The following is a 26,967-nucleotide window of genomic DNA, read 5'->3' on the forward strand; positions in this document are numbered from 1 at the left end:
ACAAATGAAGTGGGGTAAGGCCATGACAACCGGTGCACTGTACCGCCAGATGCGGCAAAGCCGCGGCATCACGCTGCAGGACATTGAACTTGAGACTGGGCTGACCGCGTCGTTCGTCTCGCGCTTCGAGCGGGGGCGAACCGATGTGTCGCAGACCAACTTTGGCAAGCTGTTGACCGCCATCAACGTGGCGCAGGCCGAGTTTGCGTTCGAAGCCGCGCGCGCCGGCATGCCACCGGCGCTGACTGGGGATGCGGCGCAGCTGTGGCTGGCCAAGCGGGAGCTGCCGTTTCTTCAACCTTTTTTGGCGCAGGGGACGTACGGCACGGCCAACCTCGCCGAGATCCGCCGGGCCAGGGATGCGGCTGAGGCGACCTTTCGCGCCGCCCCGACGCGCAACCACCACTTCGCCTACCTGTTCTACCGGGGGATGGTTGCGGCCAGCGCGGCGACCACCATCACCGCAGACCCCGATGCGGCCAGACCGGTGATCCGCTACCTGCAGCAGGTCGACAGCTGGGGCGTGTACGAGGTGCAGCTCTTTCAGCTGTTCATGGTGATGATGCCGACCGCGGACAACCTGCGCCTTTTGACCACTGGGGTGAAGCTCAGCCGCCGCCTCAAGGCCAACGCGCGCTACCGAACGCTGCCCTTTGACCTGTTGGTGGGGGACTTCACGGTGTTTCTGGCGCGGCGGGAGTTCGACGCCGCGGCCGCGGTGCTGGGGCTGCTTCGCAAGGAACCGAACTTCGGCGGCACGGCGCTGGTGCGGCGCTTCCTCGCCGGCTGGCTGGCGATCCGCCAGGGCGACGTGGCCGGCGGCACCGCCACGTGCCGCGCCGCGATCGCGCTGATGGCCGCCATCGAGCTGCCCCAAGACGCGGCGATGTGGCAGTCCCGATTGGACGAGATTCTTGGGCCCAACCAGCGCGACATGGTGCTGATCAACCTCGGCGGCAGCCAGTGAACGGCGTCGCGCCGCGCTTTTGGCCGCGGCCCTGTTAAGTTGGGCCAAGTGATGATAAAATTGAAGACAAACTATGGCGAAAGACAGGTGGACCCGATGGTAGAAAGTGTTTCAGTGCGCCAGCTGGTGACCGATACGAACCTCACCGTGTACAGCGGCGAGGCGTACCTCGACGAGCGCAAGGTCGTGGTATCCGATATTTCACGGCCGGGCTTGGAGCTGACCGGGTACTTCAATTACTACCCGCACGAACGCGTGCAGTTGTTCGGCCGCACGGAAAGCGCCTTTGCGCGCAACATGACCTCCGAGGAGCGGCTGGTGATTTACAAGCGGATGGCGGCCGAGGACACGCCGGCGTTCCTGGTGTCGCGCGGCATCGACCCGCTGGACGAGATGCTGATGGCGGCGGCCGCCGCCCACGTCCCGGTGCTCGGCTCCAAGCTGCCGACCACGCGCCTGTCCAGTCTGCTGACGGATTACCTCGAAAGCCAGCTGGCCGAGCGGCGCAGCATGCACGGCGTTTTGGTTGACCTCTACGGCCTGGGCGTGATGATCACCGGCGATTCCGGAGTCGGCAAGTCCGAAACCGCGCTTGAGCTGATTCAGCGCGGCCACCGGCTGATCGCCGACGACCGCGTCGACGTCTACCAAAAAGACGAGCAGACCATCATCGGCGAGGCGCCGGCAATCTTGGCGCACCTGCTGGAGATTCGCGGACTCGGCATCATCGATGTGATGAGCCTGTTCGGCGCCGGTGCCGTGCGCACCAACGCCTCCGTCGACCTGATCGTGCACCTGGAGAACTGGACGCCGGACAAGCAGTTCGACCGCCTGGGCTCCGGCGAGCAGAGCCAGCAGATCTTCGACGTTGCGGTGCCGAAGATCACGATTCCGGTCAAGGTCGGCCGCAACCTGGCCTCGATCATCGAGGTCGCCGCGATGAACTTCCGCGCCAAGTCCATGGGCTTTGACGCGACCAAGACCTTCGAGCGGAACCTGAACAACCTGATCAAGACGAATTCGGAGGACTAGCGATGTTAGGAGCACTGAACCCGATCGCGCTTAGGCTGGGTGGGCTCGAGGTCCACTGGTACGGCGTGATCATCGCCTGCGGGGTCCTGCTGGCCGCGTACCTGGCGATGCAGGAGGCCAAGCGGCGCAACGTCGCCGAGGACCACATCCTGAACCTGGTGCTGTGGGCGCTGCCCTTCGCGCTGATTGGCGCGCGGCTGTACTACGTCGCCTTCGAGTGGCCGTACTACGCGGCGCACCCCGGCGAGATCATCGCCATCTGGCACGGTGGGATCGCCATCTACGGGGCGCTGATCGCCAGCGTGATTGTTTTTCTCATCTACTGCCACGCCAAATGGCTGCCGGCCTGGCTGATCCTCGACATCGCCGCGCCGACCGTGATGATCGCGCAGGCGATCGGGCGCTGGGGCAACTTCATGAACCAGGAGGCGTTCGGCGCCAAGACGACGCTGTCCTTCCTGCAGGGGCTGCACCTGCCGAACTTCATCGTCCAGCAGATGCTGATCGACGGCGCGTACCGCCAGCCGACCTTCCTGTACGAATCTGCCTGGAACGTCGCGGGCTTCATCCTGATCATGAGCGTGCGGCACCATAAGGGCTGGTTCAAGCAGGGCGAGATCTTCCTGAGCTACGTGATGTGGTACAGCTTCGGGCGCTTCTTCGTGGAGGGGATGCGCACCGACAGCCTGTACATGCTGCCAGGGCTGCGCGTGTCGCAGCTTTTGTCCATCGTGCTGTTCGCCGCCGCGGCCTTCATGTGGTGGTACCGGCGCCGACAGGACCTGCCGTGGTACCTGGACGGCAACAAGTTGAACAACCTTTAGTCAATCAATAGGAGTGATCTTTTGAGTAAAAAAGTGGCCGTACTCGGCGCCGGTTCCTGGGGCACCGTCCTTGCAAACCTGTTAGTGGAAAATGGGCATGACGTCGCGCTGTGGACCAACAATCCCAAGCAAATCCCCGAAATCAACGCGCAGCACACCAACAAGCACTACCTGCCGGAGTTCCACCTGGATCCTGCCCTGCAGGCGACCACGGACCTCGCGGCGGCCGTCCAGGGCGCCGACGTGATCCTGTTCGTCGTGCCGACCAACGCGATTCGCAGCGTGGCCACGCAGGTGCGGCCGCTGCTGGAGGGCGCGGCCAAGCGCCCGATTATCGCGCACGCCGCCAAGGGTCTCGAGGTCGGCTCCAAGCTGCGCGTGTCGCAGGTCATCGAGTCCGTGCTGCCGGCCGCAAGTTACGCCGGGCTGGTGGTGATCTCCGGGCCGAGCCACGCCGAGGACGTGTCGACCAAGGACATCACCACGCTGACCGCCGCGTCCAAGGACCTGGCGGCCGCAACGGCGATCCAGACGATTTTCATGAACGATTACTTCCGCCTGTACACCAACCAGGACGTGATCGGCGTCGAGTGCGGCGCGGCCCTGAAGAACGTCATCGCCATCGGCGCCGGTGCGCTGCACGGCCTGGGCTACGGCGACAACACCAAGGCGGCCCTGATGACCCGCGGGCTGGCCGAGATCACCCGGCTGGGCGTCAAGATGGGCGCCAACCCCTTGACCTTCATCGGCCTGTCCGGCGTCGGCGACCTGATTGTCACCTGCACCAGCGTCCACAGCCGCAACTGGCGCGCCGGCAACGCGCTGGGCCAGGGCGAGAAGCTGGCGGATGTGCTCGAGAACATGGGCATGGTGGTCGAGGGCGTCTCCACCGCCAAGGTTGTGCACGAGCTGGCGGCGGAGCTTGGCGTCGAGATGCCGATCTCCGAGGCCATCTACCGGGTGCTCTACCAGGACGCGCCGATCGCCACGGTGATCACCGATCTGATGGCGCGCGACGGCAAGCCGGAGTTCGATTTCGACACGGCTTTACATCGGGACTAAAAGCGCGTATACTTACATTTCGTAAGCAAACCAACCAAAAGGAGTTTTTGCCCATGTCTAAGCTTTATGATGTGATCGTGATCGGGGCGGGCCCCGGCGGCATGACCGCCGCGCTTTACGCCTCCCGGGCGAACCTGTCCGTTCTGATGCTGGACCGCGGCATCTACGGCGGCCAGATGAACAACACGGCGGCCGTCGAGAACTACCCGGGCTTCAGCTCGATTCTCGGCCCGGAACTCGGTCAAAAGATGTACGACGGGGCGACCCAGTTTGGCGCGGAGTACGCGTACGGCAACGTGACCGACGTTCAGGATGAGGGCGGCGTCAAGACCGTCACCACCGACGAGGATACCTATAGAGCCTTGGCCGTGATCATCGCCACCGGCGCCGAGCACCGCAAGCTGGGCATCCCCGGCGAGGAGTCCTACGGCGGCCGCGGTGTGTCCTACTGCGCGGTCTGCGACGGCGCGTTCTTCAAGAACCGCGAAGTCGTGGTGATCGGCGGCGGTGACTCCGCCGTCGAGGAGGGCCTTTACCTGACGGGGCTGGCGTCCAAGGTCACGGTGATCCACCGCCGCGACCAGCTGCGCGCCCAGAAGATTATCCAGCAGCGCGCCTTTGCCAACGAGAAGATGAGCTTCATCTGGAACGCTCAGGTCGAAGAGGTCGTCGGCGATGACAACAAGGTGACCGGCGTTCGCTACCGCGACAAGGTGACCGGTGAGGAAACCACCGTCCCGGCGGCCGGGGTCTTCATCTACGTCGGCATCAAGCCGTTAACCGACAGCTTCAAGCACCTCGGCGTCCTCGACGACGCGGGCTGGATTCCGACCGACGAGCTGATGGCGACCAAGGTGCCCGGCATCTTCGCCATCGGTGACGTGCGCGCAAAGACCTTGCGCCAGATCACCACGGCGGTCGGCGAGGGCGGCCAGGCCGGCCAGAGTGCCTTCAACTACCTGCAGGGCCTGCAGGACGCGACGCTGCAGGACGGCGCCGTGCCGGCGGCTCAATAAACGTCAACATCTGTGGGAAGCACCCGAGTCTTGTGATTCGGGTGTTTTTTTGGCGCCGATCAGGGTGTCTGGGTAAGGCCTGGTACGGTGCTTAGACATGATTGGTCTACCTGGCGCTGGAGGGGGCACTCGGCCCGAAAGCGCGCGCAAGTTCGCGCTTATTAGTTGACTGGTCTTTCTCATGTGAGATAATCTAGGCGAGACGACCGGTGGCTGCACCGGCACAACAATGAATAGGAGTTGAGCTTATGGGTTACAAGGAAAACTACGCCGTCTGGGCAAAGGCGACGGACATCGACCCGACAATGCGGCAAGAGGTGCTGGCGATGGCCAACGACCCGGAGACGCAGGAGGCGGCCTTCTCCGCCCCAATGGCCTTCGGGACCGCGGGCATGCGCGGCATCATCGGCGCCGGCATCGGGCGGATCAACATCTATACGGTGCGGCAGGCGACCGAGGGGCTGGCGCGCTTCATGGACACGCTGGATGCAAAGACGCGTCAGGCCGGCGTGGCGATCAGCTACGACTCGCGCTACATGAGCACCGAGTTCGCCCAGGAGGCCGCCGGGGTGCTCGGCGCCCACGGCATTCCGAGCTTCGTCTTCGACAGCCTGCGCCCGACGCCGGAGCTGTCCTTTGCGGTGCGCTACCTCAAGACCTACGCCGGCATCATGATCACCGCCAGCCACAACCCGAAGGCGTACAACGGCTACAAGATCTACGGCCCGGACGGCGGCCAGATGCCACCGGCCGAGTCCGACCGCATCACCGCTTACGTGCGCGAGGCCGCGGACCTTTTTGCCATCAAGGCGCTTGATGTGCACGAGCTGCGCCGCCAGAACCTGCTGACGCCGATCGGTGAGGACGTCGACGAGGCGTACTACACGCAGGTCGCCACGGTCACCATCAACCACGACCTGATTGAAAAAACGGGCAAGGACATGAGCCTCGTGTACACGCCGCTGCACGGCACCGGGCGCATCCCGGCCCAGATGGTGCTGCGCAACGCCGGCTTCGCCAACTTCCAGCTGGTCGCCAAGCAGGCGGTGGCCGATCCCGAGTTCGCCACCGTGCCGTTCCCGAACCCCGAGTTCGCGCAGGCCTTCGACATGGCGATTGAGCTGGGCCAAAAGAGCCACGCGGACGTGCTGATCGCCACGGACCCGGACGCCGATCGCCTGGGCACCGCGGTGTGGGCCGGCGACCACTACCAGCTTTTGACCGGCAACCAGATCGCCAGCCTGCTGCTGCACTACATCCTCGAGGCGCGGCGCTCGGCGGGCACGCTGCCGGCCAACGGCGCGGTGGTGAAGTCCATCGTGTCCACCGAGCTGGCCACCGCGATTGCCAAGGACTACGGGGTCGAGATGATCAACGTCGAGACCGGCTTCAAGTTCATCGGCGACCAGATCAAGCAGTACGAGGAAACCGGCAGCCACGAGTTCCTGTTCGGCTTCGAGGAGAGCTACGGCTACCTGATCAAGCCGTTCGTGCGCGACAAGGACGCGATTCAGTCCACCGTGCTGCTCGCCGAGGTCGCGGCCTACTACAAGAGCCTTAACATGACCCTGTGGGACGGCATCCAGGCCCTTTACGCCAAGTACGGCTACTTCGCGGAGAAGACCGTCGGCGTCGACTTCGAGGGCGTGGACGGCACGGCGCAGATGGCCGCGTTGATGACCAAGTTCCGCGAGCACCAACCGCAGGACTTCGACGGCGTCGCCGTCGCGGAGGTCCAGGACTACAAGGCCCAGCGCATCACCCGCGCGGACGGCAGCCAGACGGCCATCGACATGCCGGTGTCAGACGTCTTGAAGTACGTGCTGGCAGACGGCACCTGGATCGCGATTCGCCCGTCCGGCACCGAGCCGAAGGTCAAGTTCTACGTCGGCACCTCGGCCGAGCACAAGGCCGCCGCGGAGCAAAAGCTTGACGACTTCGAGGCCGCTTTGACCGCGTTCCGGCAGGAGTAGCCTAGGCACGCAAAAACACCACCCCGCGGGGTGGTGTTTTTTTTAGGCGTCGAAGTGCCGGCCCAGGATGTCCAGGTCACGCCGGGTGGTGTCCATCAGGGCGACCTGCGGCAGGTGCCCCCAGGTGGCGAAGCCATTCCTGGCGAACAGGCCCTGGCTGGCCCGGTTGTGGTGAAACACGAAGGCGACGATGGTGTCGAGGTCCAGCCGCTTGAGCTGGGTGAAGACAAAATCGAGCGCCGCCTGGCCGAGGTGGCGGTGCTGAAACGCCGGATCCAGGTAGATGCTGATCTCGGCCGTGTGATCGTAGGCGGGGCGGCCGTAGAAATTCTCGAGGCTGACCCAGCCGGCCAGGGCGCCGTCGACCTGAATCAGCCAGATCGGCCGGTGGTCGGGGCTGAACTGGGCGAACCAGGCGGTCTTGGCCGCGACGGTCACCGGCTCGAGGTCGGCGGTGGCGAGGCGGCCGGGGATGGCGGCGTTGTAGATGGCGACGATGGCCGGCAGATCGGCCGCGGTGGCGAGGGTGAAAACTGGCATACGAGGACTTCCTTTGCAGTGATTACGTCGAGCTTACCCAAGGCCGCCGCGCGATGCAAGACATTTTGTCAGCAAATCTCCCTTGCAATGGCGCCCGGTTGGTGATAGCATAGTAAAAATTTACCTAGGAGGCGGACAACACATGGGGATGCACCAGTTCATTCAGGGACTTAACAACTTAGAGACGCTGCGGCGCGCGCCGGGCTTTTTCAAGTACGCGGAGCACAGCGTGGCGGCCCACAGCTTCAAGGTGGCCGAGATCGCGCAGCTGCTCGGCGACATCGAGGAGAACGCGGGCAACACCATCAACTGGCTGCGGCTGTACGAGAAGGCCCTGAACCACGACTACACCGAGCGCTTCATCGGCGACATCAAGACGCCGGTCAAGTACGCGACCCCGGCCTTGCGCGAGATGCTGGCCGACGTCGAGGAGTCGATGACGGAGAACTTCATCCAAAACGAGATTCCGGCCGAGTTCCAGGCCGCGTACCGGCGACGGCTGTCCGAGGGCAAGGACGACACGCTGGAGGGCGTCATCCTGAGCATCGCCGACAAGGTGGACCTGCTGTACGAGTCCTTCGGCGAGATCGAAAAGGGCAACCCGGAGCGCGTCTTCGTCAGCATCTACACCGAAAGCCTGGCGGTGATCATGTCCTTTGAGGAGCGGCCGTCCGTCCAGTACTTCCTCAAGGACATCCTGCCCGACATGCTCAACGAGGAGTTCGCCGACCGCGACATGCTGACCAAGCTGACCCGCGCCATCATGACCAAGAAGTAGGCGCGCCGCGGGCCGCGCGCAGGCGCCGGCGTCGAGGCAAGGCCCGGGATCGGCGGCGGTCGGCAGCCCGCCGCAAACGGCTATCGCGAAAGTATGTTCGCTATGCTATAATAAGCACCAGTCAGAAGTTGGAATTTCGGTTCCGACTTTTTTGTCGCTGTGAGGCGGCAATGGAAATCTTGGGTACGGGAGGAATCGCAATGATTGAACGCATGGCTAACCGCAAGTTCGACCTCGTCTCGCCTTACGGGCCGGCCGGGGACCAGCCCGAGGCGATCGCGAAGCTGACCGCCGGCTTTGAGGCCGGGGAGAAGGAGCAGATTCTGCTCGGGGCCACCGGCACGGGCAAAACCTTCACGATGGCGCAGGTGATTGCCAAGCTCAACCGGCCGACTTTGATCTTGTCGCACAACAAGACGCTCGCCGGCCAGCTGTACGGCGAGTTCAAGGAGTTCTTCCCGCACAACGCGGTCGAGTACTTCGTGTCCTACTACGACTACTACCAGCCCGAGGCCTACGTGCCAAGCTCGGACACCTACATCGAAAAGGATTCGGCGATCAACGACGAGATCGACAAGCTGCGCCACAGCGCGACCTCGGCTCTGCTTGAGCGCAACGACGTGATCGTAGTCGCATCGGTGTCCTCCATCTTTGGGCTGGGCAGCCCGGATGAGTACCGCGACCACGTGCTGTCTTTGCGCACCGGGATGGAGATCGACCGCAACACACTGTTGCGCCAGCTGGTGGACATCCAGTTCGACCGCAACGACATCGACTTTCAGCGCGGGCGCTTCCGCGTGCGCGGCGACGTGGTCGAGATCTTCCCGGCCAGCCGCGACGACCACGCGATTCGCGTCGAGTTCTTCGGCGACGAGATCGACCGCATCGTCGAGGTCGACGCGCTGACCGGCGAGGTGGTCGGCGAGCGCGAGCACGTGGCGATTTTCCCGGCCACGCACTTCATGACCTCCGACGACCAGCTGGAGCACGGGATCGAAAGCATCTCCAAGGAGCTGGAGGGCCGGCTCAAGGAGCTGACCGACGCCGGCAAGCTGCTGGAAGCCCAGCGGCTGGACCAGCGCACGACCTACGACATCGAGATGCTGCGGGAGATGGGCTACACCAACGGCATCGAGAACTACTCGCGCCACATGGAAGGGCGCAAGGCCGGCGAGCCGCCGTACACGCTGTTGGACTTTTTCCCCAAGGACTTCATGATCATGGTCGACGAGAGCCACGTCACCATGTCGCAGGTGCGGGGGATGTACAACGGCGACCGCGCGCGCAAGCAGACGCTGATCGACTACGGCTTCCGCCTGCCCAGCGCCCTGGACAACCGGCCGCTGAAGCTGCCGGAGTTCGAGGCGCACGTCAACCAGATTCTCTACGTCTCGGCGACCCCGGGCCCTTACGAGATGGACCGGGTGCCGAAGTCCCAGATTGCCGAGCAGATCATCCGCCCGACCGGCCTGCTGGACCCGACCATCGAGGTGCGGCCGATCATGGGCCAGATCGATGACCTGGTGTCCGAGATCAACATCCGCGTCGAAAAGCACGAGCGCGTGTTCATCACGACCTTGACCAAGAAAATGGCCGAGGACCTGACGGACTACCTCAAGGAGCTGGGCATCAAGGTCAAGTACCTGCACTCGGACATCAAGACGCTGGAGCGCACGGAGATTATCCGTGACCTGCGGCTGGGCAAGTTCGACGTGCTGATCGGCATCAACCTGCTGCGCGAGGGGATCGACGTGCCCGAGGTGTCCCTGATTGCGATCCTCGACGCCGACAAGGAAGGCTTCCTGCGCGCCGAGCGCTCGCTGATCCAGACCATCGGCCGCGCCAGCCGCAACGCGCACGGCAAGGTGATCATGTACGCCGACAAGATCACCGACTCCATGGACGCGGCGATCAAGGAGACCAGGCGGCGCCGCGAGATTCAGGAGGCCTTCAACGAGGCCCACCACATCACGCCGAAGACCATCATCAAGCCGATCCGCGACTCGATCCACAGCCTGGACACCAGCTCCAAGGATGAGACGGACAAGGACAAGAGCTTCGCGGAGGTCGACCTGCACGACATGACCAAGGCGGAGAAGAAACAGCTGGTCGCCAACCTGCGCAGCCAGATGCAGGCGGCCGCCAAGAAGCTCGACTTCGAGCAGGCGGCGACCCTGCGCGACACGATTCTAGAATTGGAAGCAGAGTGAACTCATGGCAAACGATAAAATTGTGATTCACGGCGCCCGCGCGCACAACCTGAAGAACATCGACGTGACGATTCCGCGCAACAAGCTGGTCGTGATGACCGGCCTGTCCGGCTCGGGCAAGTCCAGCCTGGCGTTCGACACGCTGTACGCGGAGGGCCAGCGCCGCTACGTGGAGAGCCTGTCCGCGTACGCCCGCCAGTTTCTGGGCCAGATGGACAAGCCGGACGTCGACTCGATCGATGGGCTGAGCCCCGCCATCTCCATCGACCAGAAGACCACCAGCAAGAACCCGCGCAGTACGGTCGGCACGGTCACCGAGATCAACGACTACCTGCGCCTGCTGTGGGCCCGCATCGGCCACCCCATCTGCCCCAACGACGGCACCCCGATCGTGTCGCAAAGCGTCGAGCAGATGGTCGACCGGGTCCAAAAGCTCCCGGACAAGACCCGCATCCAGATCCTGAGCCCGATCGTCCGCCACAAGAAGGGCGGCCACAAGAAGGTGCTGGAGAAAATCGTGCGCGAGGGCTACGTGCGCATGCGCGTCGACGGTGAGGTGATGGACGCGACCGCCGACCTCGAGCTGGACAAGAACAAGTTCCACGACATCGACATCGTGATCGACCGCATCGTGACCAAGCCGGAGGTGCGCTCGCGCCTGTTCGACTCCTTCGAGGCCGCGCTGCGCCTCGCCGAGGGGTACGCCACCGTCGACGTGATCGGGTCCGACCCGCTGGTGTTCTCCGAGCACTTCGCCTGTCCCTTGTGCGGGTTCACCATCGGGGTGCTTGAGCCGCGCCTGTTCTCCTTCAACGCGCCGTTCGGGGCCTGCCCGGAGTGCGACGGCCTGGGCCAGAAGCTGACGGTCGACGTCGACCTCGTGGTGCCGGACCGCAGCAAGACGCTGGCCGAGGGCGCGATCGCCCCGTGGTCCAGCGCGACGTCGGTGTACTACCCGTCGATGCTGGAACAGGCGGCCAAGGCCTTCAAGGTGCCGATGGACAAGCCGTTTGAGAAGCTGACCGCCCGCCAGCAGGACCTGATCCTGCGCGGCAGCAACGGGAAGGTGTTCCATTTTCACAGCCACAGCGACTTCGGCGGCGTCAAGGACCAGGACGTGCCGTTCGAGGGCGTGCTGAACAACGTCGAGCGCCGCTACCGCTCCAACAACTACGCGTTCGGCTCCGACCAGATGCGCCAGTACATGACCGCCCTGGTCTGCCCGGTCTGCCACGGCAAGCGGCTGAACCGCCAGGCCCTGGCCGTCAAGGTCGAGGGCCGCGACATCGCCGAGGCCTCCGACATGTCGATCAAGGACGCGCTACCGTTCTACCAGGGCATCACCCTGACCGAAAACGAGAAGGTGATCGCCCAGCCAATCGTCAAGGAGGTCGCCGACCGCCTGACCTTCCTCAAAAACGTCGGGCTGGACTACCTGACCCTGAGCCGCGCCGCGGGCACCCTGTCCGGCGGGGAGGCCCAGCGCATCCGCCTGGCCACCCAGATCGGATCGAACCTCTCCGGCGTGATGTACATCCTGGACGAGCCGTCGATCGGCCTGCACCAGCGCGACAACGACCGCCTGATCCGCTCGCTGAAGAAGATGCGCGACCTGGGCAACACCCTGATCGTGGTCGAGCACGACGAGGACACGATGCTTGCGGCCGACTACCTGGTCGACGTCGGCCCCGGCGCCGGCGACAACGGCGGGCGCATCATGGCCGCCGGCACCCCCAAGCAGGTGATGCGCTCGGCCAAGTCTTTGACCGGGCAGTACCTGTCCGGCAAGAAGTTCATCCCGGTGCCGACCACGCGCCGGCCGGGCAACGGCCAGTCGATCCGGCTGTTCGGTGCCGCGGCCAACAACCTCAAGCACATCGACGTGGAGTTTCCCCTCGGCAAGTTCGTGGCGGTGACCGGCGTCTCCGGCTCCGGCAAGTCCACCCTGGTCAACGCGATTCTCAAGCGGGTGCTGGCGCAAAAGCTGTACCACAACTCGGAAAAGCCCGGCGCCTATGACCGCATCGAGGGCTTTGAGAACATCGAGAAGCTCGTGGACATCGACCAAAGCCCAATCGGCCGCACCCCGCGCAGCAACCCGGCGACCTACACCGGCGTGTTCAACGACATCCGCGCGCTGTTCGCCCAGACCCAGGAGGCCAAGCTGCGCGGCTACAGCCAGGGCCGCTTCTCCTTCAACGTCAAGGGCGGCCGCTGCGAGAACTGCAAGGGCGACGGCATCATCAAGATCGAGATGAACTTCCTGCCCGACGTCTACGTGCCTTGCGAGGTCTGCCACGGCAACCGCTACAACTCCGAGACCCTAGAGGTGACCTACAAGGGCAAAAACATCGCCGAGGTCCTCAACATGACCGTCGACGAGGCGGTGAAGTTCTTCGCGCCGATCCCCAAGATCGCGCGCAAGCTTCAGACCATTGTCGACGTCGGCCTGGGCTACGTCACCATGGGCCAAAGCGCGACGACCCTGTCCGGCGGCGAGGCGCAGCGCATGAAGCTGGCCTCGGAGCTGCAGAAGCTCTCCACCGGCCGCAACTTCTACATCCTCGACGAGCCGACCACCGGCCTGCACACCGACGACATCCGCCGGCTGCTGGAGGTGCTTCAGCGGCTGGTCGACGAGGGCAACACGGTGCTCGTGATCGAGCACAACCTCGACGTGATCAAGACCGCCGACTGGCTGATCGACCTCGGCCCGGAAGGCGGGGACGGCGGCGGCACCGTGATTGCCACCGGCACGCCGGAGACCATCGCGGCCAACCCCAAGAGCTACACCGGCATCTACCTCCAGCCGATCCTGACGCGCGACAAGGCGCGCGCCGCGGCGCTGGCGGACAAGGCGTAGCCACGCACCACAAAAGGCGGTTGTCCCGCCTCCCATTCGGGGGCGGGGCAACCGCCTTTGGCGTGGGCTGCGGGGAAAAGCAAGAGGCAACGGGAAGGCGCCGTCAGCGCCGCGCCCGGCCGGCGCGCAGCGGAGGCAGGAAGCGGGGCCGCTTTTGCTTGTGCAAGTTGGCGCAAGCCCGTACAATAGGGGCAAGAAAGCGGTGAGAAAATGTTCAATCGACAAGCACATTTCGGCTTCGACTGGGGCGAGTTCATCACAGGGGTCGCCCTGATCGTCGCGGCCATCGTGATGCTGCGCAACCCGGGCGCCACGATCCTGACTTTGACCTTCATTTTCGCAATCGTTGCGATCATTCGCGGGATTGCCACCCTGGCCGGCTTCTCCAAGCTGCGCGAGTACACGGGCAAGAAGTCCTGGCTCTCGCTTCTGGCTGGGCTCCTGGACCTCGGCCTGGGGATCGTCTTCCTGTTCAACCTGGTGACGGCGGCCATGACTTTATCCTACCTGTTTGCGGCGTGGTTTTTGATCGACGCGATCGCCAACCTGTTCAACGTCGGCCACCTGCGCCGCGCCGGCATCGGCTGGGTGATCCTCGACCTGTTGCTGGACCTGTTCACCGTGGTGGTCGGGGTGCTGCTGTTGATGCAGCCGGTGGTCGCCGCGGTCGGCATGGTGTCGCTGCTGGCGATTGCCTTCGTCCTGCTGGGCCTGACCGCCATCATCACGGCGATTGCCCGGCGCCAGCTGTAGCCAAAAACGCGGAGCGCGAGCCTGCCTCGCCCCACGAAAGGCGGTTGTCGCGTGTCTTCCCGAGCTCGGGAAGGGCGTGGCGACCGCCTTTTGCGTGCGTGCGGGCGCGGCGCGCCGCGCTCGAACCGGCGGCCGCGCACTCCCGCTGGGAATGACACGCCCGGCATGTTATAATTAACTTATTAAGTCTCAGGCGAGTGCCTGACGAAAGAAGGAATAGCGATGAGCGATAGCTTGAACCTAGTGGTGATCACCGGGATGTCCGGGGCCGGCAAGACCGTGGCGATGCAGTCCTTTGAGGACCTCGGCTACTTTTGCGTCGACAACATGCCCCCGGCGCTTTTGCCCAAGTTCTGGGAGCTGGTGAAGGAAAGCGGCAAGATCGACAAGGTCGCGCTGGTCGTGGACCTGCGCTCGCACGCCTTTTACGACCAGATCCTCGACATGCTGACGGGGCTGGACAAGGCCGAAAAAGTCGCGACCAAGATCCTGTTTCTCGACGCGACGGACGCTGAGCTGGTCTCGCGCTACAAGGAGACGCGCCGCAGTCACCCGCTGGCCATGGAGGGCCGGCTGATGGACGGCATCCGAAAGGAGCGCAACCTGCTGACCGAGCTGCGCAACCGCGCCCAGGTCGTGATCGACACCACCAACCTCAGCCCGCGCCAGCTGCGCGAGAAGCTGTTTTTGACCTTCAAGAACACCGAACACCCGACCTTCCACGTTGAGGTGATGAGCTTCGGCTTCAAGTACGGGCTGCCGATCGATGCCGACATCGTGATGGACGTGCGCTTCTTGCCCAACCCGTATTACGTGCCGGAGTTCCGCAGCCAGACCGGCAAGGACCAGCCGGTGTACGACTACGTGATGAAGCAGCCCGCGGCGGAAAAATTCTACCAGGAGTTCTACGCGCTGCTTGAGGACGTGATGCCCCAGTACCAAAAGGAGGGCAAGTCCAGCGTCACCATCGCCATCGGCTGCACCGGCGGCCAGCACCGCAGCGTCGCCTTCGCCGAGCGCATCGGCAAGGCCTTCGCCAGCGCGTACCCGGTCGACATCACGCATCGAGACGTCAACAAGCGCAAAGCGACGGTGAACCGCTCATGACCACAGAAAATGATCGCACCATCCGCGTGATCCGCGGGCGCCGGCCCAAGGTCGTCGTCATCGGCGGCGGCACCGGCCTACCGGTCATCGTCAAGAGCCTGCACGAGCAAAACGCCGACGTCACCGCCATCGTGACGGTGGCCGACGACGGCGGCTCCAGCGGCATCATCCGAAACTACATCAACGTCGTGCCGCCCGGTGACATCCGCAACGTCCTGGTGGCCCTGTCCGATCTGCCGCAGCTGTACTTGGACATCTTCCAGTACCGCTTCTGCTCGGGCGACGCGTTCTTTGCCGGCCACGCGATCGGCAACCTGATCATCGCGGCCCTGTCGGAGATGCGCAGCGGCATTTTCGATGCCGTCCAGCAGCTGTCCTCGATGATGAAGGTGGACGGCCACATCTACCCGGCAGCCGACCGCCCGCTGACGCTGCACGCCGACTTCGACGACGGCACAAGCCTCGCCGGGGAGGCCGAGATCACCGCCGCGGAGAAGAACATCACCCACGTGTACGTCACCGACACCGCCACCGGGGAGGCCCCGCAGGCCGTGCCGGAGGTGATCGACGCGATCATGGCGGCCGACGTCGTGGTGCTCGGGCCCGGGAGCCTGTTCACCAGCATCCTGCCCAACCTGATGATCAAAAACCTCGGGGAGGCGGTGCTGAAGACGCAGGCCGAGGTGATCTACATCGTCAACATCATGACCCAAAAGGGCGAGACCGAGCACTTCAGCGACGCCGACCACGTCAAGGTGCTGCACCACCACCTCGGCGCGAACTTCGTCGACACGGTGCTGGTCAACATCGCCCCGGTGCCGGCGCACTACCTCAACCACCAGAAGTACGACGAGATCCTCGGTCCGGTGCGCTCGGACTACCAGGCCCTGCGCGACATGGGCTGCCGGGTGATCTCGGCGGACTTCCTGCGCCTGCGCGACGAGGGCGTGTTCCACGACGGCGACAAGGTCGCGTCGGAGATTATGAACCTCGCCTTTCAGGTGGGGACAATGAAGAAACGGAGGCGGTGAGATGGCCAGTTTTGCCAGTCTCGTCAAAAAAGAGCTGACCGGCCTCGAGGTGCACCCCGAGCACGCGCGGGCGGAGCTGTCCGCGCTGATTCGCATGAACGGCAGCCTCGGCATCCAAAACCACCAGTTCGTTCTGAACATCCAGACCGAAAACCCGGCGATCGCCCGCCGCATCTACAGCCTGATCCGCCAGGTCTACCACCACGAGGCGAACCTGATCGTGCGGCGCAAGATGAAGCTCAAGAAGAACAACCAGTACGTGGTGCGCCTGACCACCGGCGTCAACGCGCTCCTGGAGGACCTCGAGATCCTCGACAACGACACCATGGCGATTCAGACTGCCGTCTCGGCCAAGGTGCTCAACGAGGACCAGCGCGAGCGCTCCTACCTGCGCGGCGCCTTCCTGGCCGGCGGCTCGGTGAACAACCCCGAGACGTCCCGCTACCACCTGGAGATCTACTCCCTGTACCAGGACCACAACGAGGGGATCCTCAAGATGATGAACGACTTCGACCTCAACGCGCGCACCGTCGAGCGCCGCAGCGGCTACATCGTCTACCTCAAGGAGGCGGAAAAAATCGCCGACTTCCTGCAGCTGATCGGCGCGACCAACGCGATGCTGAAGTTCGAGGACGTCCGCATCGTCCGCGACATGCGCAACTCGGTCAACCGCCTGGTCAACTGCGAGAACGCGAACCTGAACAAGACCATCGACGCCGCCCAGCGCGCGATTGAAAACATTCAGTACCTGCAGGATCACGGCATCCTGGACACGCTGCCGGACAAGCTGCGCGAGATTTCGGTGCTGCGGCTTGCCCATCCGGAGGTGTCGCTCAAGGAGCTGGGGGAGATGGTCCCAAGCGGCGCGATTTCCAAGTCCGGCATCAACCACCGGCTGCGCAAGCTCAACCAGATTGCCGAGGGGACGCAGACCCCGACGCTTTAACCCGTGACGGCCACTTGTGGCCGTCTTTTTTTTGGCCTTCGTGTTGCAAATGCAATACCATGTGCTATACTGGTGGGCATGGAGGTGAGGACATGCTGGATGCGTTGCGTGCCATCGGCGTGGTTGCCCGCGCCCTGGACGGCATCTCAAACATCGAATTTCGCGAGCAGGACCTGACGCGCGGTCAGTACCTGTACCTGGTGCGGATCGCCGAGCAGCCGGGCATCATCGCCGAGCAGCTGGTCAACCAGCTGAAGGTCGACCGTGCCACCGTCGCGCGCAGCGTCGCCAAGCTCTGCGCCCAGGGGCTGGTGGTCAAACGCGCGGACCCGGCCAACGCCAAGGCCAACCGGCTGTACGTCACCGCGGCCGGGCAGCGCGCCTACGAGCCGATCCACCGCGAGAACCAGTACTCGCTGAACCAGGCGCTGGCGGGGATGAGCGAACAAGAGGTCGCCACCCTGACGCGCCTGTTGAACCAGATGTGTGACAACGTCGACCGTGACTGGCAGCTGGTCAAGGGCGGCGGCAAGCGGCACTACTGAGATAAGGACAGGGCGCGCTTTCGGGCGCCACAGGAGGACTCATGAACACAATTCAACCCGTTACCGAACAAGACATTCCGACGTTGGTCGCGATGTCTCGCACCACCTTCGCCGACACTTTTGCTGCCAACACGGCACCGGCGGACATGGCCGAGTTTCTGGCCACCGCCTACGCGCCGGCGAAGCTGCTGGCCGAGCTGCGCACCCCGGGCACCACCTTCTGGTTCGCCATGCAGGACGGCGTGCCGGCCGGCTACCTCAAGCTCAACGTCGACGCCGCGGTCACCGCGGACGTTCACACCCCGAACGCCCTGGAGCTCGAGCGCATCTACATCCTGCCCGAGCACAAGCACCAGGGCCTGGGCAGCCTGCTGTACGCCCACGCCCTCAAGCAGGCGCAGGCGCTGCACAAGTCCGCCATCGCACTTGGGGTGTGGGAGCACAACGAGACGGCCAAGGCGTTCTACACCAAGCGCGGCTTCCGCAAGGTGGGGGAGCACGCCTTCGTGGTCGGTGGCGACCCGCAGCACGACTGGCTGATGGCGGCGAAGGTGTCGGCCCCCGCCGCGGGAATTCGTGATTAGGCTTGCATTTTTGCCCCGCTTCCCTTAATATAATTAGGTACTTGCGCGGTTAGTGTAATGGATCGCACGTGAGATTCCGGTTCTCGAAATCCGGGTTCGACTCCCGGGCTGCGCAGAAATGCCGCTTTTGGGGCAAACAGGGACCAATTGAACGCCCAGAGATGGGCGTTTTTTTTGTCATCAAAGGTCCAGGAGCTGGTGCTTCTTGGCCGTGAATTCCTCTTGGGTGATGGCGCCTGAGTCCAGCAGGGCCTTGAGCTTAGCAATCTGGTCGAGGTTCGAATCGGGTGCGGCCTGCACACTGGGCCGCGGCCTGCTGTAGTCTTGAATCTTGGCCTCAATCAGCGCCTTGATGGCCAGCATCTCGGCGTAGTGGTCGCGGCCGCTGAAGAGAACGGTGTTCTCGTCCTTCGTCGCGGCCAGGACGCCGCCTGGGGACTCGCGGCCGCCCAAGATGGTGAATTGGATGTAGCCGGCGGTCATGCCGGGCTTCTTCAGCTGCACCGCGGTGATGGACGCGTAGGGAATCGTCTTGGCGCCCTTGAAGCCCTGATTCAGGGCGTTGAGCATGCCTTGTCGACGAATCGTCACCCCGCGGTCGTCGACGGTGAGGAAAGTGTGGCCGTTCGAGCGGATCTCCACGGTTTTTGGTTCCATGATGGGTCCTCCTTGGTGAGTAGGTGGTGACCAACTAGTCGTTCAGGTGGGCGATGGCGTAGTCTGCCTCCGCTTGGGTGAACTTCTCCCCGTAGCTGGAGGTCAGCTGATCGCGAATGGCGGCGGGGGACATGTTCATGTCGGTCTGATAGGCCTTGGCGGTTGCCAGCGCGTTCAGCGCGAAATTCGCCTTGACGTGCGCGATGGCGTAGTTCCCGGCAGCGACGGAAAACTGCTCGCCGTATGCGGAAGTCAGCTGATCGAAAAGGCCGGCCTTGGACATGTGCATGTCGTCCGAGTATTGCTGTGCGGTGATCAGGGCGTTCGTGTACTCCACCGGCACCGCGGCGCTTGAGGACTTGCTGGCGGCAGCGGCACTGGCGGCCGCTGCATCGGAGGAGGCGGCCGCTTTTTCGGCGCTCTCGGAAGCGGCGGCTTCACTCGATGCGGCTGCTTCGCGACTTGAGGCGGCCTCACGCGACTCCGCCTCGGCGGATTCAGACGCGGCCGCTTCCGCGTCCGAGTCGGTGGCGTCCGAGTCTGCGGGCGCGTTCAGCGCGGTGTCCGGTGCCTGGCGGGTTGACAGCTCGGGGGCAATGGCAATCAGGCCGACCAGCAGTAGGCCGGCCAGCGCCAGCCAGAACCAGGCCTTGCGGTAAATGGGTTTCTTCAACGGACTCACTCCTTTGTGGTTATCACTTGGCTCAACGATAGACATTACGCAAAGGGTGCCGGTTTACCCCCAACCAGCGGCAAAATTCTCCGCCCGGCCGGATGCGTGGCCCAGCAGAGGTGTGCTATGCTAGGGGCACGCAAAAAAGTGCGCGCAAACTATTTGACCTTTTTTGACTTTTGACGTATGCTTAGCACTGTATTCAAATGAGTGCTAATACGCACGTAACCTAGGAGGAATACCCATGCTAGTTCCTACAGTCGTTGAACAGACCAGCCGCGGCGAACGCGCCTACGACATTTACTCACGCCTACTCAAAGACCGGATCATCATGCTGTCCGGGGAAATCAATGATCAGGTGGCCAACTCGATCATTGCCCAACTGCTTTTCCTGGACGCCCAAGATCCGGATAAAGACATCTACCTCTACATCAACTCCCCGGGTGGTGTGATCACCTCCGGGCTTGCGATCCTCGACACGATGAACCTCATCCACGCCGACGTGCAGACCATCGCCATCGGGATGGCGGCCTCCATGGCCTCCGTTCTGCTGGCCGGCGGCAAGAAGGGCAAGCGCTTTGCCCTGCCGCACTCCGAGGTCCTGATTCACCAGCCGCTGGGCGGTGCACAGGGCCAGCAGACCGAAATCGAGATTGCGGCCGAGCAGATCCTGAAGGCGCGTGTCAGCCTGAACCAGATTCTCTCCGACGCGACCGGCAAGTCCGTCGACGAGATCAAGGCCGACACCGAGCGCGACCACTACCTGACCGCGCAGCAGGCCAAGGATTACGGCCTGATCGACGCCATCCTGACCACCAAGGCCGACCAGAAGTAAGCCCAACAAAATACCGCCCGCCTCGCATTGCGAGGCGGGCGGTATTTGCGTTGACGCTTAGTTAAGGGCCTGGTCTTGAATGGCGGCCAGGTGCGCGTCGACCTGGTCGACCTGCGCCTTGATCGCGTCGTAGGTGGCCTGGTCCAGCTGCATCAGCTGGGTGCAGTCGCCGACGTGCGCGAAGATGTCGTCTCTGGCATCCTCGGCCTTTTGGGTCAGGCTGACGTCGACTCGGCGCTCGTCGTCGGTCGCGCGGGTGCGGGTGATCCACCCGCCCTTTTCCAGCCGCTTCATCAAGGGGGTCAGGGTGCCGGAGTCAAGCTCGAGCGTCTTGCCCACTTCCTTGACCGACATGGTCCCGTGCTCGTAAAGAGACAGCAGGGTGATGTACTGCGGGTAGGTCAGGCCGAAGCGGGAGAGGGCCTGCGTGTAGAAGTGATTGTACTGCTTCTGCGCCCGGTAGATCGAGAAGCACAGCTGCTCGTTCAACAAAATCGGTTTTACCATATAGTTCGCCTCCAGATGTGTCGAGATTATTGTACACGATATGGTGGTGCAAGGGAAGCCGCCGGTGCAACTTCCGAGATGAAAAATCGATGAGCGGGTAGCCGAACGCTTTCACGCCGCAAGACGCCGGTGTCGCGGGTAAAACGGTTACAGTCCGAAAGACGTTCGCCGGGGAAACCACATGCTTTTCAGTTTTCCTGAATGGGGTGACAACTCCCGGGAAGGACTTGCACGGGCAAAATATCATTGTTATAATTGCGATGTTGGTTAGGGAAGATCAGGTTCACTGGGGCGCCCAAATTTTTTTTGCCCGAGCGGGTCGGCAAACGACACGGTTGGACACAAAATGACCCACCGAGAAGGAAAGCGTTCATGCACTCAGAATTTGCCTGGATCGAATCTATCGCCCCGGACATGATGGGCGTCATTACCAAGCGGTACCAGATCCTTCAATTCATCAGCTGGATGGCCCCGGTCGGGCGGCGCAACCTCGCCGAGCAGATGAAGGTTTCCGAGCGCGTCTTGCGCACCGAGACCGAATTTCTCCGCAAGCAGGGGCTGATCGAAAGCTCCAAGTCCGGCATGGTCCTGACCTCCAAGGGCATCGAGACCTTCCAGGGCCTCGAGCAGCTGATGAACCAGCTTCTCGGCGTCAAGGACGACGAGAAGCGCCTGGCCGACAAGCTCGGCATCGCGCACTGCCTGATTGTCAACGGCGACGCCGATCAGAGCAGCCGCGTGATGGACGAGATGGGCAAGCTGCTGAACCAGACCCTGCAGGTGGTGCTGCCGGCCGGCCGCTCGACGGTCGCCGTCATGGGCGGCACCACGATGGCCCGGGTGGCCACGCAGCTGAACTACAAGCTGTCCGCCGGCCGGGAGCTGACCTTCGTGCCGGCCCGCGGTGGGGTGGGCGAGGCCGTCTCGATCCAAGCCAACTCGGTGGCCGCCGCCATGGCGGAAGCCACCGACTCCAACTACCGGGTGCTGTACATTCCAGAAAACGTCAGCGCCAAGACCTACCAGCCGCTTTTGCGCGAGCCGGCGGTCCAAGAAGTGTTGCAAATGATTGACAACGCTCAGGTAGTGATTCATAGTATAGGTGATGCCTTGATCATGGCGAAACGGCGCTCCATGCCGGTTTCGACCATCCGCGAGCTGGTCAACCACCGCGCGGTTTCAGAAACTTTCGGCACGTTCTTCGATGCCGAGGGGCAAGTCATCTACAAGATACCGCGGATCGGACTTCAGATTCCGGATCTTGATCACATCCCGTATGTGTTCGCCGTCGCCGGTGGCCGAAGCAAGGCCAAGGCGATCGCCGCATACATGAAGAATGCGCCGGCCCACACGTGGCTGATCACGGACGTCGGCGCCTCAACTGCGATTTTAACTGGGGAGACCCGTTAGAATAAAACTCTTATTTCCTAAAGGAGGAAATTTTAGCATGACTGTTAAAATTGGTATCAATGGTTTTGGCCGCATTGGTCGCCTGGCTTTCCGCCGGATTTTCGAACTTGGTGCAAAGAGCAACGACATCGAAGTTGTTGCGATCAACGACCTGACCAGCCCAGCAATGTTGGCACACCTGCTGAAGTACGATTCCACTCACGGCACCTTCCCTGGTGAAGTTAGTGCAACCGACAACGGCATCGTTGTCAACGGCAAGGAATACCGCGTTTATGCTGAACCACAAGCTCAGAACATTCCGTGGGTTAAGAACGACGGCGTTCAGTACGTCCTCGAATGCACGGGCTTCTACACCTCCGCTGAAAAGGCCCAGGCTCACCTGGATGCCGGTGCAGAGCGTGTTCTGATCTCCGCTCCTGCCGGCAAGATCCGTACCATCGTTTACAACGTTAACGATGACACGCTGACCTCCGACGACAAGATCGTTTCTGCCGGCTCCTGCACGACCAACTGCCTGGCACCAATGGCTTACTTCCTGAACAAGGAATTCGGCATCGAAGTTGGTACCATGACCACGGTTCACGCTTACACCTCCACCCAGATGCTGCTTGACGGCCCTGTTCGCGGTGGTAACCTGCGCGCTGCCCGCTCTGCTGCGGTTAACACGATTCCTCACAGCACCGGTGCTGCTAAGGCTATCGGCATCGTTATCCCAGAACTGAACGGCAAGCTCCAGGGTCACGCTCAGCGTGTCTCCGTTGTTGACGGCTCCCTGACCGAACTGGTTTCCATCCTGAAGACCAAGAACGTTACGGCTGACCAGATCAACGAAGCCATCAAGAAGCACACGGAGAACAACCCATCCTTCGGCTACAACGCTGACCAGGTTGTTTCCTCCGACATCATCGGCACCACCTTCGGCTCCATCTTCGATCCTACCCAGACCGAAGTTACGACCGCCGGTGACTACCAACTTGTTAAGACGGTTGCTTGGTACGACAACGAATACGGCTTCACCTGCCAGATGATCCGTACCCTGCTGAAGTTCGCTACTCTGTAGTCTAGAGTAACTACTTTCAACCGCAAAAAAGGGCGGAGGGAGTTACTCCCTCCGCTCTTTTTCTAGGGGCGGGTGACCGCCCCGCACCGCGCTTCGCCGCGGTGTTTGGATCAGGGGCCGCCTTGATCCAAGCACCGCGACGGCGCGCACACTGCACAACCTACAATAGGAGGGTTTTATCTAATGGCTAAATTGATCGTCTCCGACTTAGACGTCAAAGATAAAAAAGTCCTGATCCGCGTTGACTTCAACGTGCCGATCAAGGACGGTGTCATTGGCGATGACAACCGCATCGTGGCCGCACTGCCAACCATCCAGTACGTCATCGACAACGGCGGCAAGGCAATCCTTTTGTCCCACTTGGGCCGCATCAAGACCGAAGAAGACAAGGCTAAGCTGTCCCTGCGTCCCGTCGCAGAGCGCCTGTCCGAGCTTCTGAAGAAGCCGGTCACCTTCGTTCCCGCAACCCGCGGCAAGGAACTGGAAGACGCCATCGCCAACCTCAAGGACGGCGACGTTCTTGTGATGGAGAACACGCGCTTCGAGGACCTCGACGGCAAGAAGGAAAGCAAGAACGATCCTGAGCTTGGCAAGTACTGGGCATCCTTGGGCGACCTGTTCGTCAACGACGCCTTCGGTACCGCGCACCGCGCCCACGCCTCCAACGTCGGCATTTCCTCCAACATGCCTCAGGCGGCTGCTGGCTTCCTGATGGAAAAGGAAATCAAGTTCTTGGGCGACGCGGTTGAAAACCCGAGGCACCCATTCGTTGCCATCCTCGGCGGCGCGAAGGTTTCCGACAAGATCGGCGTGATCTCCAACCTGATCAAGAGGGCGGACAAGATCATCGTCGGCGGCGGCATGACCTACACCTTCTACGCAGCTAAGGGCCTGACCACCGGCAAGTCCCTGGTTGAAACCGACAAGATCGACCTGGCCAAGCAGATCATGGCCGAGGCCGGCGACAAGCTGGTGCTGCCAGTCGACAACGTGGTTGCCACCGAATTCGCCAACGACGCCCCGCACAAGGTCGTTGAGGGCAACATTCCTGACGGCTACATGGCGCTTGATATCGGCCCTAAGGCGATTGCGGACTTCAAGGCCGTTTTGGCTGACGCGAAGACCGTGGTATGGAACGGCCCAATGGGTGTGTTCGAAATGCCGAACTACGCCGAAGGCACGCTTGAAATCGGCAAGGCGCTGGGCGAATTGACCGACGCCACGACGATCATCGGCGGCGGCGATTCCACCGCGGCTGCTAAGCAGCTGGGCATCGCTCCTAAGATCACCCACATCTCCACTGGTGGTGGCGCTTCGCTTGAATACCTTGAAGGCAAGGAATTGCCTGGTATCGCTGCTATTACCAACAAGTAATCGGACTTGGCGCGCGCATCCGGATGCGTGCGGCGAGCTCTAAAAAGGAGATTTATTCATGCGTACACCTATCATGGCCGGTAACTGGAAGATGAACAAGAACCCTAAGGAAACTCAGGCGTTCTTGGACGGCGTTAAGGGCAAGCTCCCTGAAGCCTCCAAGGTGGAAACCGTCATTGCCGCACCGGCAATCGACCTGACCACCCTGGTTGCAGGCGCCGAGGGCACCCCGCTGAAGACCGCGGCTGAAAACAGCTACTTCGAAAACGAAGGCGCGTTCACCGGCGAGACCAGCCCGAAGGCACTGAGTGAAATGGGCGTTGACTACGTGGTCATCGGCCACTCCGAGCGTCGCGGCTACTTCCACGAAACCGACGAAGACATCAACAAGAAGGCCAAGGCCATTCTTGCCAACGGCATGCTGCCGATCATCTGCTGTGGCGAAAGCCTCGAGCAGCGTGAGGCCGGCCAGACCAACGACTGGGTTGCCTACCAGGTAGCCGGTGCGCTGGTTGGCCTGTCCGCTGACGACGTCAAGAAGAGCGTTGTGGCTTACGAACCGATCTGGGCGATCGGCACCGGCAAGACCGCGACCGCTGATCAGGCGCAGGAAGTGGTTGCCCACATCCGCGCGACGATCAAGAAGCTTTACGACGCAGAAACCGGCGACGCCATCCGCATTCTCTACGGTGGTTCCGTCAAGCCTGCGAACGTCAAGGAACTGATGGCCAAGGAAGACATCGACGGCGGGCTCGTCGGCGGCGCCTCCATGGACCCAGAATCCTTCATCGCTCTGGCCAACTACCAGGACTAAGCACTAGGACCAGGGCCCGGTCCGGCGCTTACCATTTAGTCAAACTCACATCATAAAGGAGAAAACCCACATGTCTATTATTACAGACGTTCTGGCACGCGAAGTCCTTGACTCCCGTGGCAACCCTACTGTTGAAGTTGAGCTTTACACCGAAGACGGCGGCTTTGGCCGCGCGCTTGTTCCATCAGGCGCTTCCACCGGTGAACACGAAGCCGTTGAACTGCGTGACGGCGACAAGTCCCGCTTCGGCGGCAAGGGCGTTTTGAAGGCCGTTGCCAACGTGAACGACGCCATCGCCAAGGCCGTTATCGGCCTCGACGTGACCGAGCAGCGCCTGATCGATCAGACCATGATCGACCTTGACGGCACCCCGAACAAGGGCAAGCTCGGCGCCAACGCCATCCTCGGCGTTTCCCTGGCCGCAGCCCGCGCCGCTGCCTCCGAAGTTGGCCTGCCACTGTACCAGTACCTTGGCGGCCCGAACGCGCACGTTCTGCCAACCCCGATGATGAACGTCATCAACGGTGGCGCGCACTCTACCAACACGATTGACTTCCAGGAATTCATGATCATGCCTGTCGGCGGCAAGACCATCCGCGAAGCCATCCGCATGGGTGCCGAAACCTTCCACGCCCTGCAGGCGCTGCTGAAGGAAAAGGGCGACATCACCTCCGTCGGCGACGAAGGCGGCTTTGCGCCTAACCTGAAGGACAACGAGGAAGCGTTCGAATTCCTTGTTGAAGCGATCCAAAAGGCCGGCTACAAGCCGGGCGAAGACGTTGCCATCGCCTTCGACGTTGCTTCCTCCGAGTTCTACGATCCGGAGACCCAGAAGTACACCCTCAAGTGGTCCGATCCTGACACCAGCTACACCACCGACGAATTCATCGACCTGATCGCTGGCTTCGTTGACAAGTACCCGATCGTTTCGATCGAAGACCCAATCGACGAAAACGACTGGGAAGGTTGGCAGAAGATCACGGCCAAGCTGGGCGACAAGGTTCAGCTGGTCGGCGACGACCTGTTCGTAACCAACACCGATTACCTGAAGAAGGGGATCGACATGGGCGTTGCGAACTCCATCCTGATCAAGCTCAACCAGATCGGGACCCTGACCGAAACCTTCGAAGCCATCGAAATGGCCAAGGAAGCCGGCTACACCGCCGTTGTTTCCCACCGTTCCGGTGAAACCGAAGACACCACCATCGCTGACCTGGTTGTCGCAACCAACGCCGGCGAAATCAAGACCGGTTCCATGAGCCGTACCGACCGTATCGCGAAGTACAACCAGCTTATGCGCATCGAAGACGAACTCGGTGCTTCCGCACTGTACAAGGGCCGCAAGTCCTTCTACAACGTTAAGGCCATCGACTAGTCCTAAGCTTTACGAAGACGCCACCAGGCTT

At 62.4% G+C, this 26,967-nt stretch carries 25 protein-coding genes and 1 tRNA gene; 22 read left to right on the plus strand and 4 right to left on the minus strand.

Annotated features, from left to right (window positions below; genetic code table 11):
* Window positions 1-22 precede the first annotated feature (22 nt).
* The 6 genes from LE416_RS11790 to LE416_RS11815 all read left to right on the plus strand — a co-directional run bounded on the left by LE416_RS11790 (window position 23) and on the right by LE416_RS11815 (window position 6,874).
* On the plus strand, window positions 23-967 hold the full coding sequence (locus tag LE416_RS11790) for an Rgg/GadR/MutR family transcriptional regulator (RefSeq protein WP_225049120.1): 945 nt from the start codon (window positions 23-25) through the stop codon (window positions 965-967).
* 96 nt (window positions 968-1,063) lie between these two features.
* Window positions 1,064-1,999: an HPr(Ser) kinase/phosphatase gene (hprK, locus tag LE416_RS11795; protein WP_225049122.1), complete on the plus strand. Its 936-nt coding sequence runs from the start codon at window positions 1,064-1,066 to the stop codon at window positions 1,997-1,999.
* Window positions 2,000-2,001: 2 nt separating this feature from the next.
* On the plus strand, window positions 2,002-2,823 hold the full coding sequence (gene lgt / locus LE416_RS11800) for a prolipoprotein diacylglyceryl transferase (protein WP_225049123.1): 822 nt from the start codon (window positions 2,002-2,004) through the stop codon (window positions 2,821-2,823).
* A 21-nt stretch (window positions 2,824-2,844) separates the two neighbouring features.
* Entirely contained in the window at window positions 2,845-3,885 is a 1,041-nt protein-coding gene (locus LE416_RS11805) for an NAD(P)H-dependent glycerol-3-phosphate dehydrogenase (protein ID WP_225049124.1), read from the plus strand.
* 53 nt (window positions 3,886-3,938) lie between these two features.
* Window positions 3,939-4,901, plus strand: a complete 963-nt coding sequence (gene trxB, locus LE416_RS11810; protein WP_225049126.1) for a thioredoxin-disulfide reductase — start codon at window positions 3,939-3,941, stop codon at window positions 4,899-4,901.
* Between the two features lie 305 nt (window positions 4,902-5,206).
* Entirely contained in the window at window positions 5,207-6,874 is a 1,668-nt protein-coding gene (locus LE416_RS11815; protein WP_420844390.1) for a phospho-sugar mutase, read from the plus strand.
* Between the two features lie 42 nt (window positions 6,875-6,916).
* Here the strand turns inward: LE416_RS11815 and LE416_RS11820 are convergent, their stop codons facing one another.
* Window positions 6,917-7,414, minus strand: a complete 498-nt coding sequence (locus LE416_RS11820; RefSeq protein WP_225049131.1) for a GNAT family N-acetyltransferase — start codon at window positions 7,412-7,414, stop codon at window positions 6,917-6,919.
* 142 nt (window positions 7,415-7,556) lie between these two features.
* Between LE416_RS11820 and LE416_RS11825 the strand changes: the two genes are divergently transcribed.
* The 10 genes from LE416_RS11825 (at window position 7,557) to LE416_RS11870 (ending at window position 18,346) form a co-directional block, all read left to right on the plus strand.
* On the plus strand, window positions 7,557-8,192 hold the full coding sequence (locus LE416_RS11825; protein ID WP_225049132.1) for a YfbR-like 5'-deoxynucleotidase: 636 nt from the start codon (window positions 7,557-7,559) through the stop codon (window positions 8,190-8,192).
* Between the two features lie 200 nt (window positions 8,193-8,392).
* Complete coding sequence (uvrB, locus tag LE416_RS11830; RefSeq protein WP_225049133.1) at window positions 8,393-10,402, plus strand: excinuclease ABC subunit UvrB; 2,010 nt, start codon at window positions 8,393-8,395, stop codon at window positions 10,400-10,402.
* A gap of 4 nt (window positions 10,403-10,406) precedes the next feature.
* Window positions 10,407-13,265, plus strand: coding sequence for an excinuclease ABC subunit UvrA (uvrA, locus tag LE416_RS11835; protein WP_225049134.1), 2,859 nt, complete (start codon window positions 10,407-10,409; stop codon window positions 13,263-13,265).
* A gap of 210 nt (window positions 13,266-13,475) precedes the next feature.
* The gene (locus LE416_RS11840; protein WP_225049135.1) at window positions 13,476-14,018 is read left to right on the plus strand and encodes an HdeD family acid-resistance protein; all 543 of its coding nucleotides are present in this window, start codon (window positions 13,476-13,478) and stop codon (window positions 14,016-14,018) included.
* Between the two features lie 222 nt (window positions 14,019-14,240).
* Window positions 14,241-15,125: an RNase adapter RapZ gene (gene rapZ / locus LE416_RS11845; protein WP_225049136.1), complete on the plus strand. Its 885-nt coding sequence runs from the start codon at window positions 14,241-14,243 to the stop codon at window positions 15,123-15,125.
* Window positions 15,122-16,156, plus strand: coding sequence for a gluconeogenesis factor YvcK family protein (locus LE416_RS11850; protein WP_225049139.1), 1,035 nt, complete (start codon window positions 15,122-15,124; stop codon window positions 16,154-16,156). Before rapZ ends, LE416_RS11850 begins: the two co-directional genes overlap by 4 nt.
* A 1-nt stretch (window position 16,157) precedes the next feature.
* Window positions 16,158-17,102, plus strand: coding sequence for a DNA-binding protein WhiA (gene whiA, locus LE416_RS11855; protein WP_225049140.1), 945 nt, complete (start codon window positions 16,158-16,160; stop codon window positions 17,100-17,102).
* Window positions 17,103-17,194: 92 nt separating this feature from the next.
* Entirely contained in the window at window positions 17,195-17,647 is a 453-nt protein-coding gene (locus tag LE416_RS11860; protein ID WP_225049141.1) for a MarR family winged helix-turn-helix transcriptional regulator, read from the plus strand.
* A gap of 41 nt (window positions 17,648-17,688) precedes the next feature.
* The gene (locus tag LE416_RS11865; RefSeq protein WP_225049142.1) at window positions 17,689-18,231 is read left to right on the plus strand and encodes a GNAT family N-acetyltransferase; all 543 of its coding nucleotides are present in this window, start codon (window positions 17,689-17,691) and stop codon (window positions 18,229-18,231) included.
* A gap of 43 nt (window positions 18,232-18,274) precedes the next feature.
* Window positions 18,275-18,346 (plus strand) — tRNA-Arg (locus LE416_RS11870).
* Between the two features lie 65 nt (window positions 18,347-18,411).
* Here LE416_RS11870 and LE416_RS11875 read toward each other — a convergent pair.
* A complete protein-coding gene (locus LE416_RS11875) occupies window positions 18,412-18,888 on the minus strand; it encodes a DUF4429 domain-containing protein (protein WP_225049143.1) in 477 nt (158 codons plus the stop codon).
* A 34-nt stretch (window positions 18,889-18,922) separates the two neighbouring features.
* Window positions 18,923-19,561 (minus strand): Ltp family lipoprotein, encoded by a 639-nt coding sequence (locus LE416_RS11880; protein WP_225049144.1) that lies wholly within the window; start codon window positions 19,559-19,561, stop codon window positions 18,923-18,925.
* A gap of 244 nt (window positions 19,562-19,805) precedes the next feature.
* On the opposite strand from LE416_RS11880, the gene LE416_RS11885 reads away from it, so the two are divergent.
* Window positions 19,806-20,396 (plus strand): ATP-dependent Clp protease proteolytic subunit, encoded by a 591-nt coding sequence (locus LE416_RS11885; protein WP_225049145.1) that lies wholly within the window; start codon window positions 19,806-19,808, stop codon window positions 20,394-20,396.
* Window positions 20,397-20,453: 57 nt separating this feature from the next.
* Here LE416_RS11885 and LE416_RS11890 read toward each other — a convergent pair whose 3' ends face one another.
* Window positions 20,454-20,903, minus strand: coding sequence for a MarR family winged helix-turn-helix transcriptional regulator (locus tag LE416_RS11890; RefSeq protein WP_225049146.1), 450 nt, complete (start codon window positions 20,901-20,903; stop codon window positions 20,454-20,456).
* A gap of 372 nt (window positions 20,904-21,275) precedes the next feature.
* On the opposite strand from LE416_RS11890, the gene LE416_RS11895 reads away from it, so the two are divergent.
* The 5 genes from LE416_RS11895 (at window position 21,276) to eno (ending at window position 26,936) form a co-directional block, all read left to right on the plus strand.
* Window positions 21,276-22,313: a sugar-binding transcriptional regulator gene (locus LE416_RS11895; protein ID WP_225049148.1), complete on the plus strand. Its 1,038-nt coding sequence runs from the start codon at window positions 21,276-21,278 to the stop codon at window positions 22,311-22,313.
* A 37-nt stretch (window positions 22,314-22,350) separates the two neighbouring features.
* Window positions 22,351-23,373, plus strand: coding sequence for a type I glyceraldehyde-3-phosphate dehydrogenase (gap, locus tag LE416_RS11900; RefSeq protein WP_225049149.1), 1,023 nt, complete (start codon window positions 22,351-22,353; stop codon window positions 23,371-23,373).
* A 183-nt stretch (window positions 23,374-23,556) separates the two neighbouring features.
* Complete coding sequence (locus LE416_RS11905) at window positions 23,557-24,747, plus strand: phosphoglycerate kinase (protein ID WP_225049150.1); 1,191 nt, start codon at window positions 23,557-23,559, stop codon at window positions 24,745-24,747.
* 58 nt (window positions 24,748-24,805) lie between these two features.
* Window positions 24,806-25,561: a triose-phosphate isomerase gene (gene tpiA, locus LE416_RS11910; RefSeq protein ID WP_225049151.1), complete on the plus strand. Its 756-nt coding sequence runs from the start codon at window positions 24,806-24,808 to the stop codon at window positions 25,559-25,561.
* 70 nt (window positions 25,562-25,631) lie between these two features.
* Window positions 25,632-26,936, plus strand: coding sequence for a phosphopyruvate hydratase (gene eno, locus LE416_RS11915; RefSeq protein ID WP_225049152.1), 1,305 nt, complete (start codon window positions 25,632-25,634; stop codon window positions 26,934-26,936).
* Window positions 26,937-26,967: the final 31 nt, after the last annotated feature.

This window comes from Lacticaseibacillus kribbianus (assembly GCF_020180945.1).
Lineage (GTDB): Bacteria > Bacillota > Bacilli > Lactobacillales > Lactobacillaceae > Lacticaseibacillus > Lacticaseibacillus kribbianus.

Excerpts from the sequence above, each read along its gene's own strand:
- gap (WP_225049149.1), top strand. The coding sequence starts at position 22,351 with ATGACTGTTAAAATTGGTATCAATGGTTTTGGCCGCATTGGTCGCCTG.
- trxB (WP_225049126.1), top strand. The coding sequence starts at position 3,939 with ATGTCTAAGCTTTATGATGTGATCGTGATCGGGGCGGGCCCCGGCGGC.
- rapZ (WP_225049136.1), top strand. The coding sequence starts at position 14,241 with ATGAGCGATAGCTTGAACCTAGTGGTGATCACCGGGATGTCCGGGGCC.
- LE416_RS11895 (WP_225049148.1), top strand. The coding sequence starts at position 21,276 with ATGCACTCAGAATTTGCCTGGATCGAATCTATCGCCCCGGACATGATG.
- LE416_RS11875 (WP_225049143.1), bottom strand. The coding sequence starts at position 18,888 with ATGGAACCAAAAACCGTGGAGATCCGCTCGAACGGCCACACTTTCCTC.
- eno (WP_225049152.1), top strand. The coding sequence starts at position 25,632 with ATGTCTATTATTACAGACGTTCTGGCACGCGAAGTCCTTGACTCCCGT.
- LE416_RS11865 (WP_225049142.1), top strand. The coding sequence starts at position 17,689 with ATGAACACAATTCAACCCGTTACCGAACAAGACATTCCGACGTTGGTC.
- hprK (WP_225049122.1), top strand. The coding sequence starts at position 1,064 with ATGGTAGAAAGTGTTTCAGTGCGCCAGCTGGTGACCGATACGAACCTC.
- uvrA (WP_225049134.1), top strand. The coding sequence starts at position 10,407 with ATGGCAAACGATAAAATTGTGATTCACGGCGCCCGCGCGCACAACCTG.
- LE416_RS11850 (WP_225049139.1), top strand. The coding sequence starts at position 15,122 with ATGACCACAGAAAATGATCGCACCATCCGCGTGATCCGCGGGCGCCGG.
- uvrB (WP_225049133.1), top strand. The coding sequence starts at position 8,393 with ATGATTGAACGCATGGCTAACCGCAAGTTCGACCTCGTCTCGCCTTAC.
- LE416_RS11890 (WP_225049146.1), bottom strand. The coding sequence starts at position 20,903 with ATGGTAAAACCGATTTTGTTGAACGAGCAGCTGTGCTTCTCGATCTAC.
- LE416_RS11860 (WP_225049141.1), top strand. The coding sequence starts at position 17,195 with ATGCTGGATGCGTTGCGTGCCATCGGCGTGGTTGCCCGCGCCCTGGAC.
- whiA (WP_225049140.1), top strand. The coding sequence starts at position 16,158 with ATGGCCAGTTTTGCCAGTCTCGTCAAAAAAGAGCTGACCGGCCTCGAG.
- lgt (WP_225049123.1), top strand. The coding sequence starts at position 2,002 with ATGTTAGGAGCACTGAACCCGATCGCGCTTAGGCTGGGTGGGCTCGAG.
- LE416_RS11825 (WP_225049132.1), top strand. The coding sequence starts at position 7,557 with ATGGGGATGCACCAGTTCATTCAGGGACTTAACAACTTAGAGACGCTG.
- LE416_RS11815 (WP_420844390.1), top strand. The coding sequence starts at position 5,207 with ATGCGGCAAGAGGTGCTGGCGATGGCCAACGACCCGGAGACGCAGGAG.
- LE416_RS11840 (WP_225049135.1), top strand. The coding sequence starts at position 13,476 with ATGTTCAATCGACAAGCACATTTCGGCTTCGACTGGGGCGAGTTCATC.
- LE416_RS11905 (WP_225049150.1), top strand. The coding sequence starts at position 23,557 with ATGGCTAAATTGATCGTCTCCGACTTAGACGTCAAAGATAAAAAAGTC.
- LE416_RS11790 (WP_225049120.1), top strand. The coding sequence starts at position 23 with ATGACAACCGGTGCACTGTACCGCCAGATGCGGCAAAGCCGCGGCATC.
- LE416_RS11885 (WP_225049145.1), top strand. The coding sequence starts at position 19,806 with ATGCTAGTTCCTACAGTCGTTGAACAGACCAGCCGCGGCGAACGCGCC.
- tpiA (WP_225049151.1), top strand. The coding sequence starts at position 24,806 with ATGCGTACACCTATCATGGCCGGTAACTGGAAGATGAACAAGAACCCT.
- LE416_RS11820 (WP_225049131.1), bottom strand. The coding sequence starts at position 7,414 with ATGCCAGTTTTCACCCTCGCCACCGCGGCCGATCTGCCGGCCATCGTC.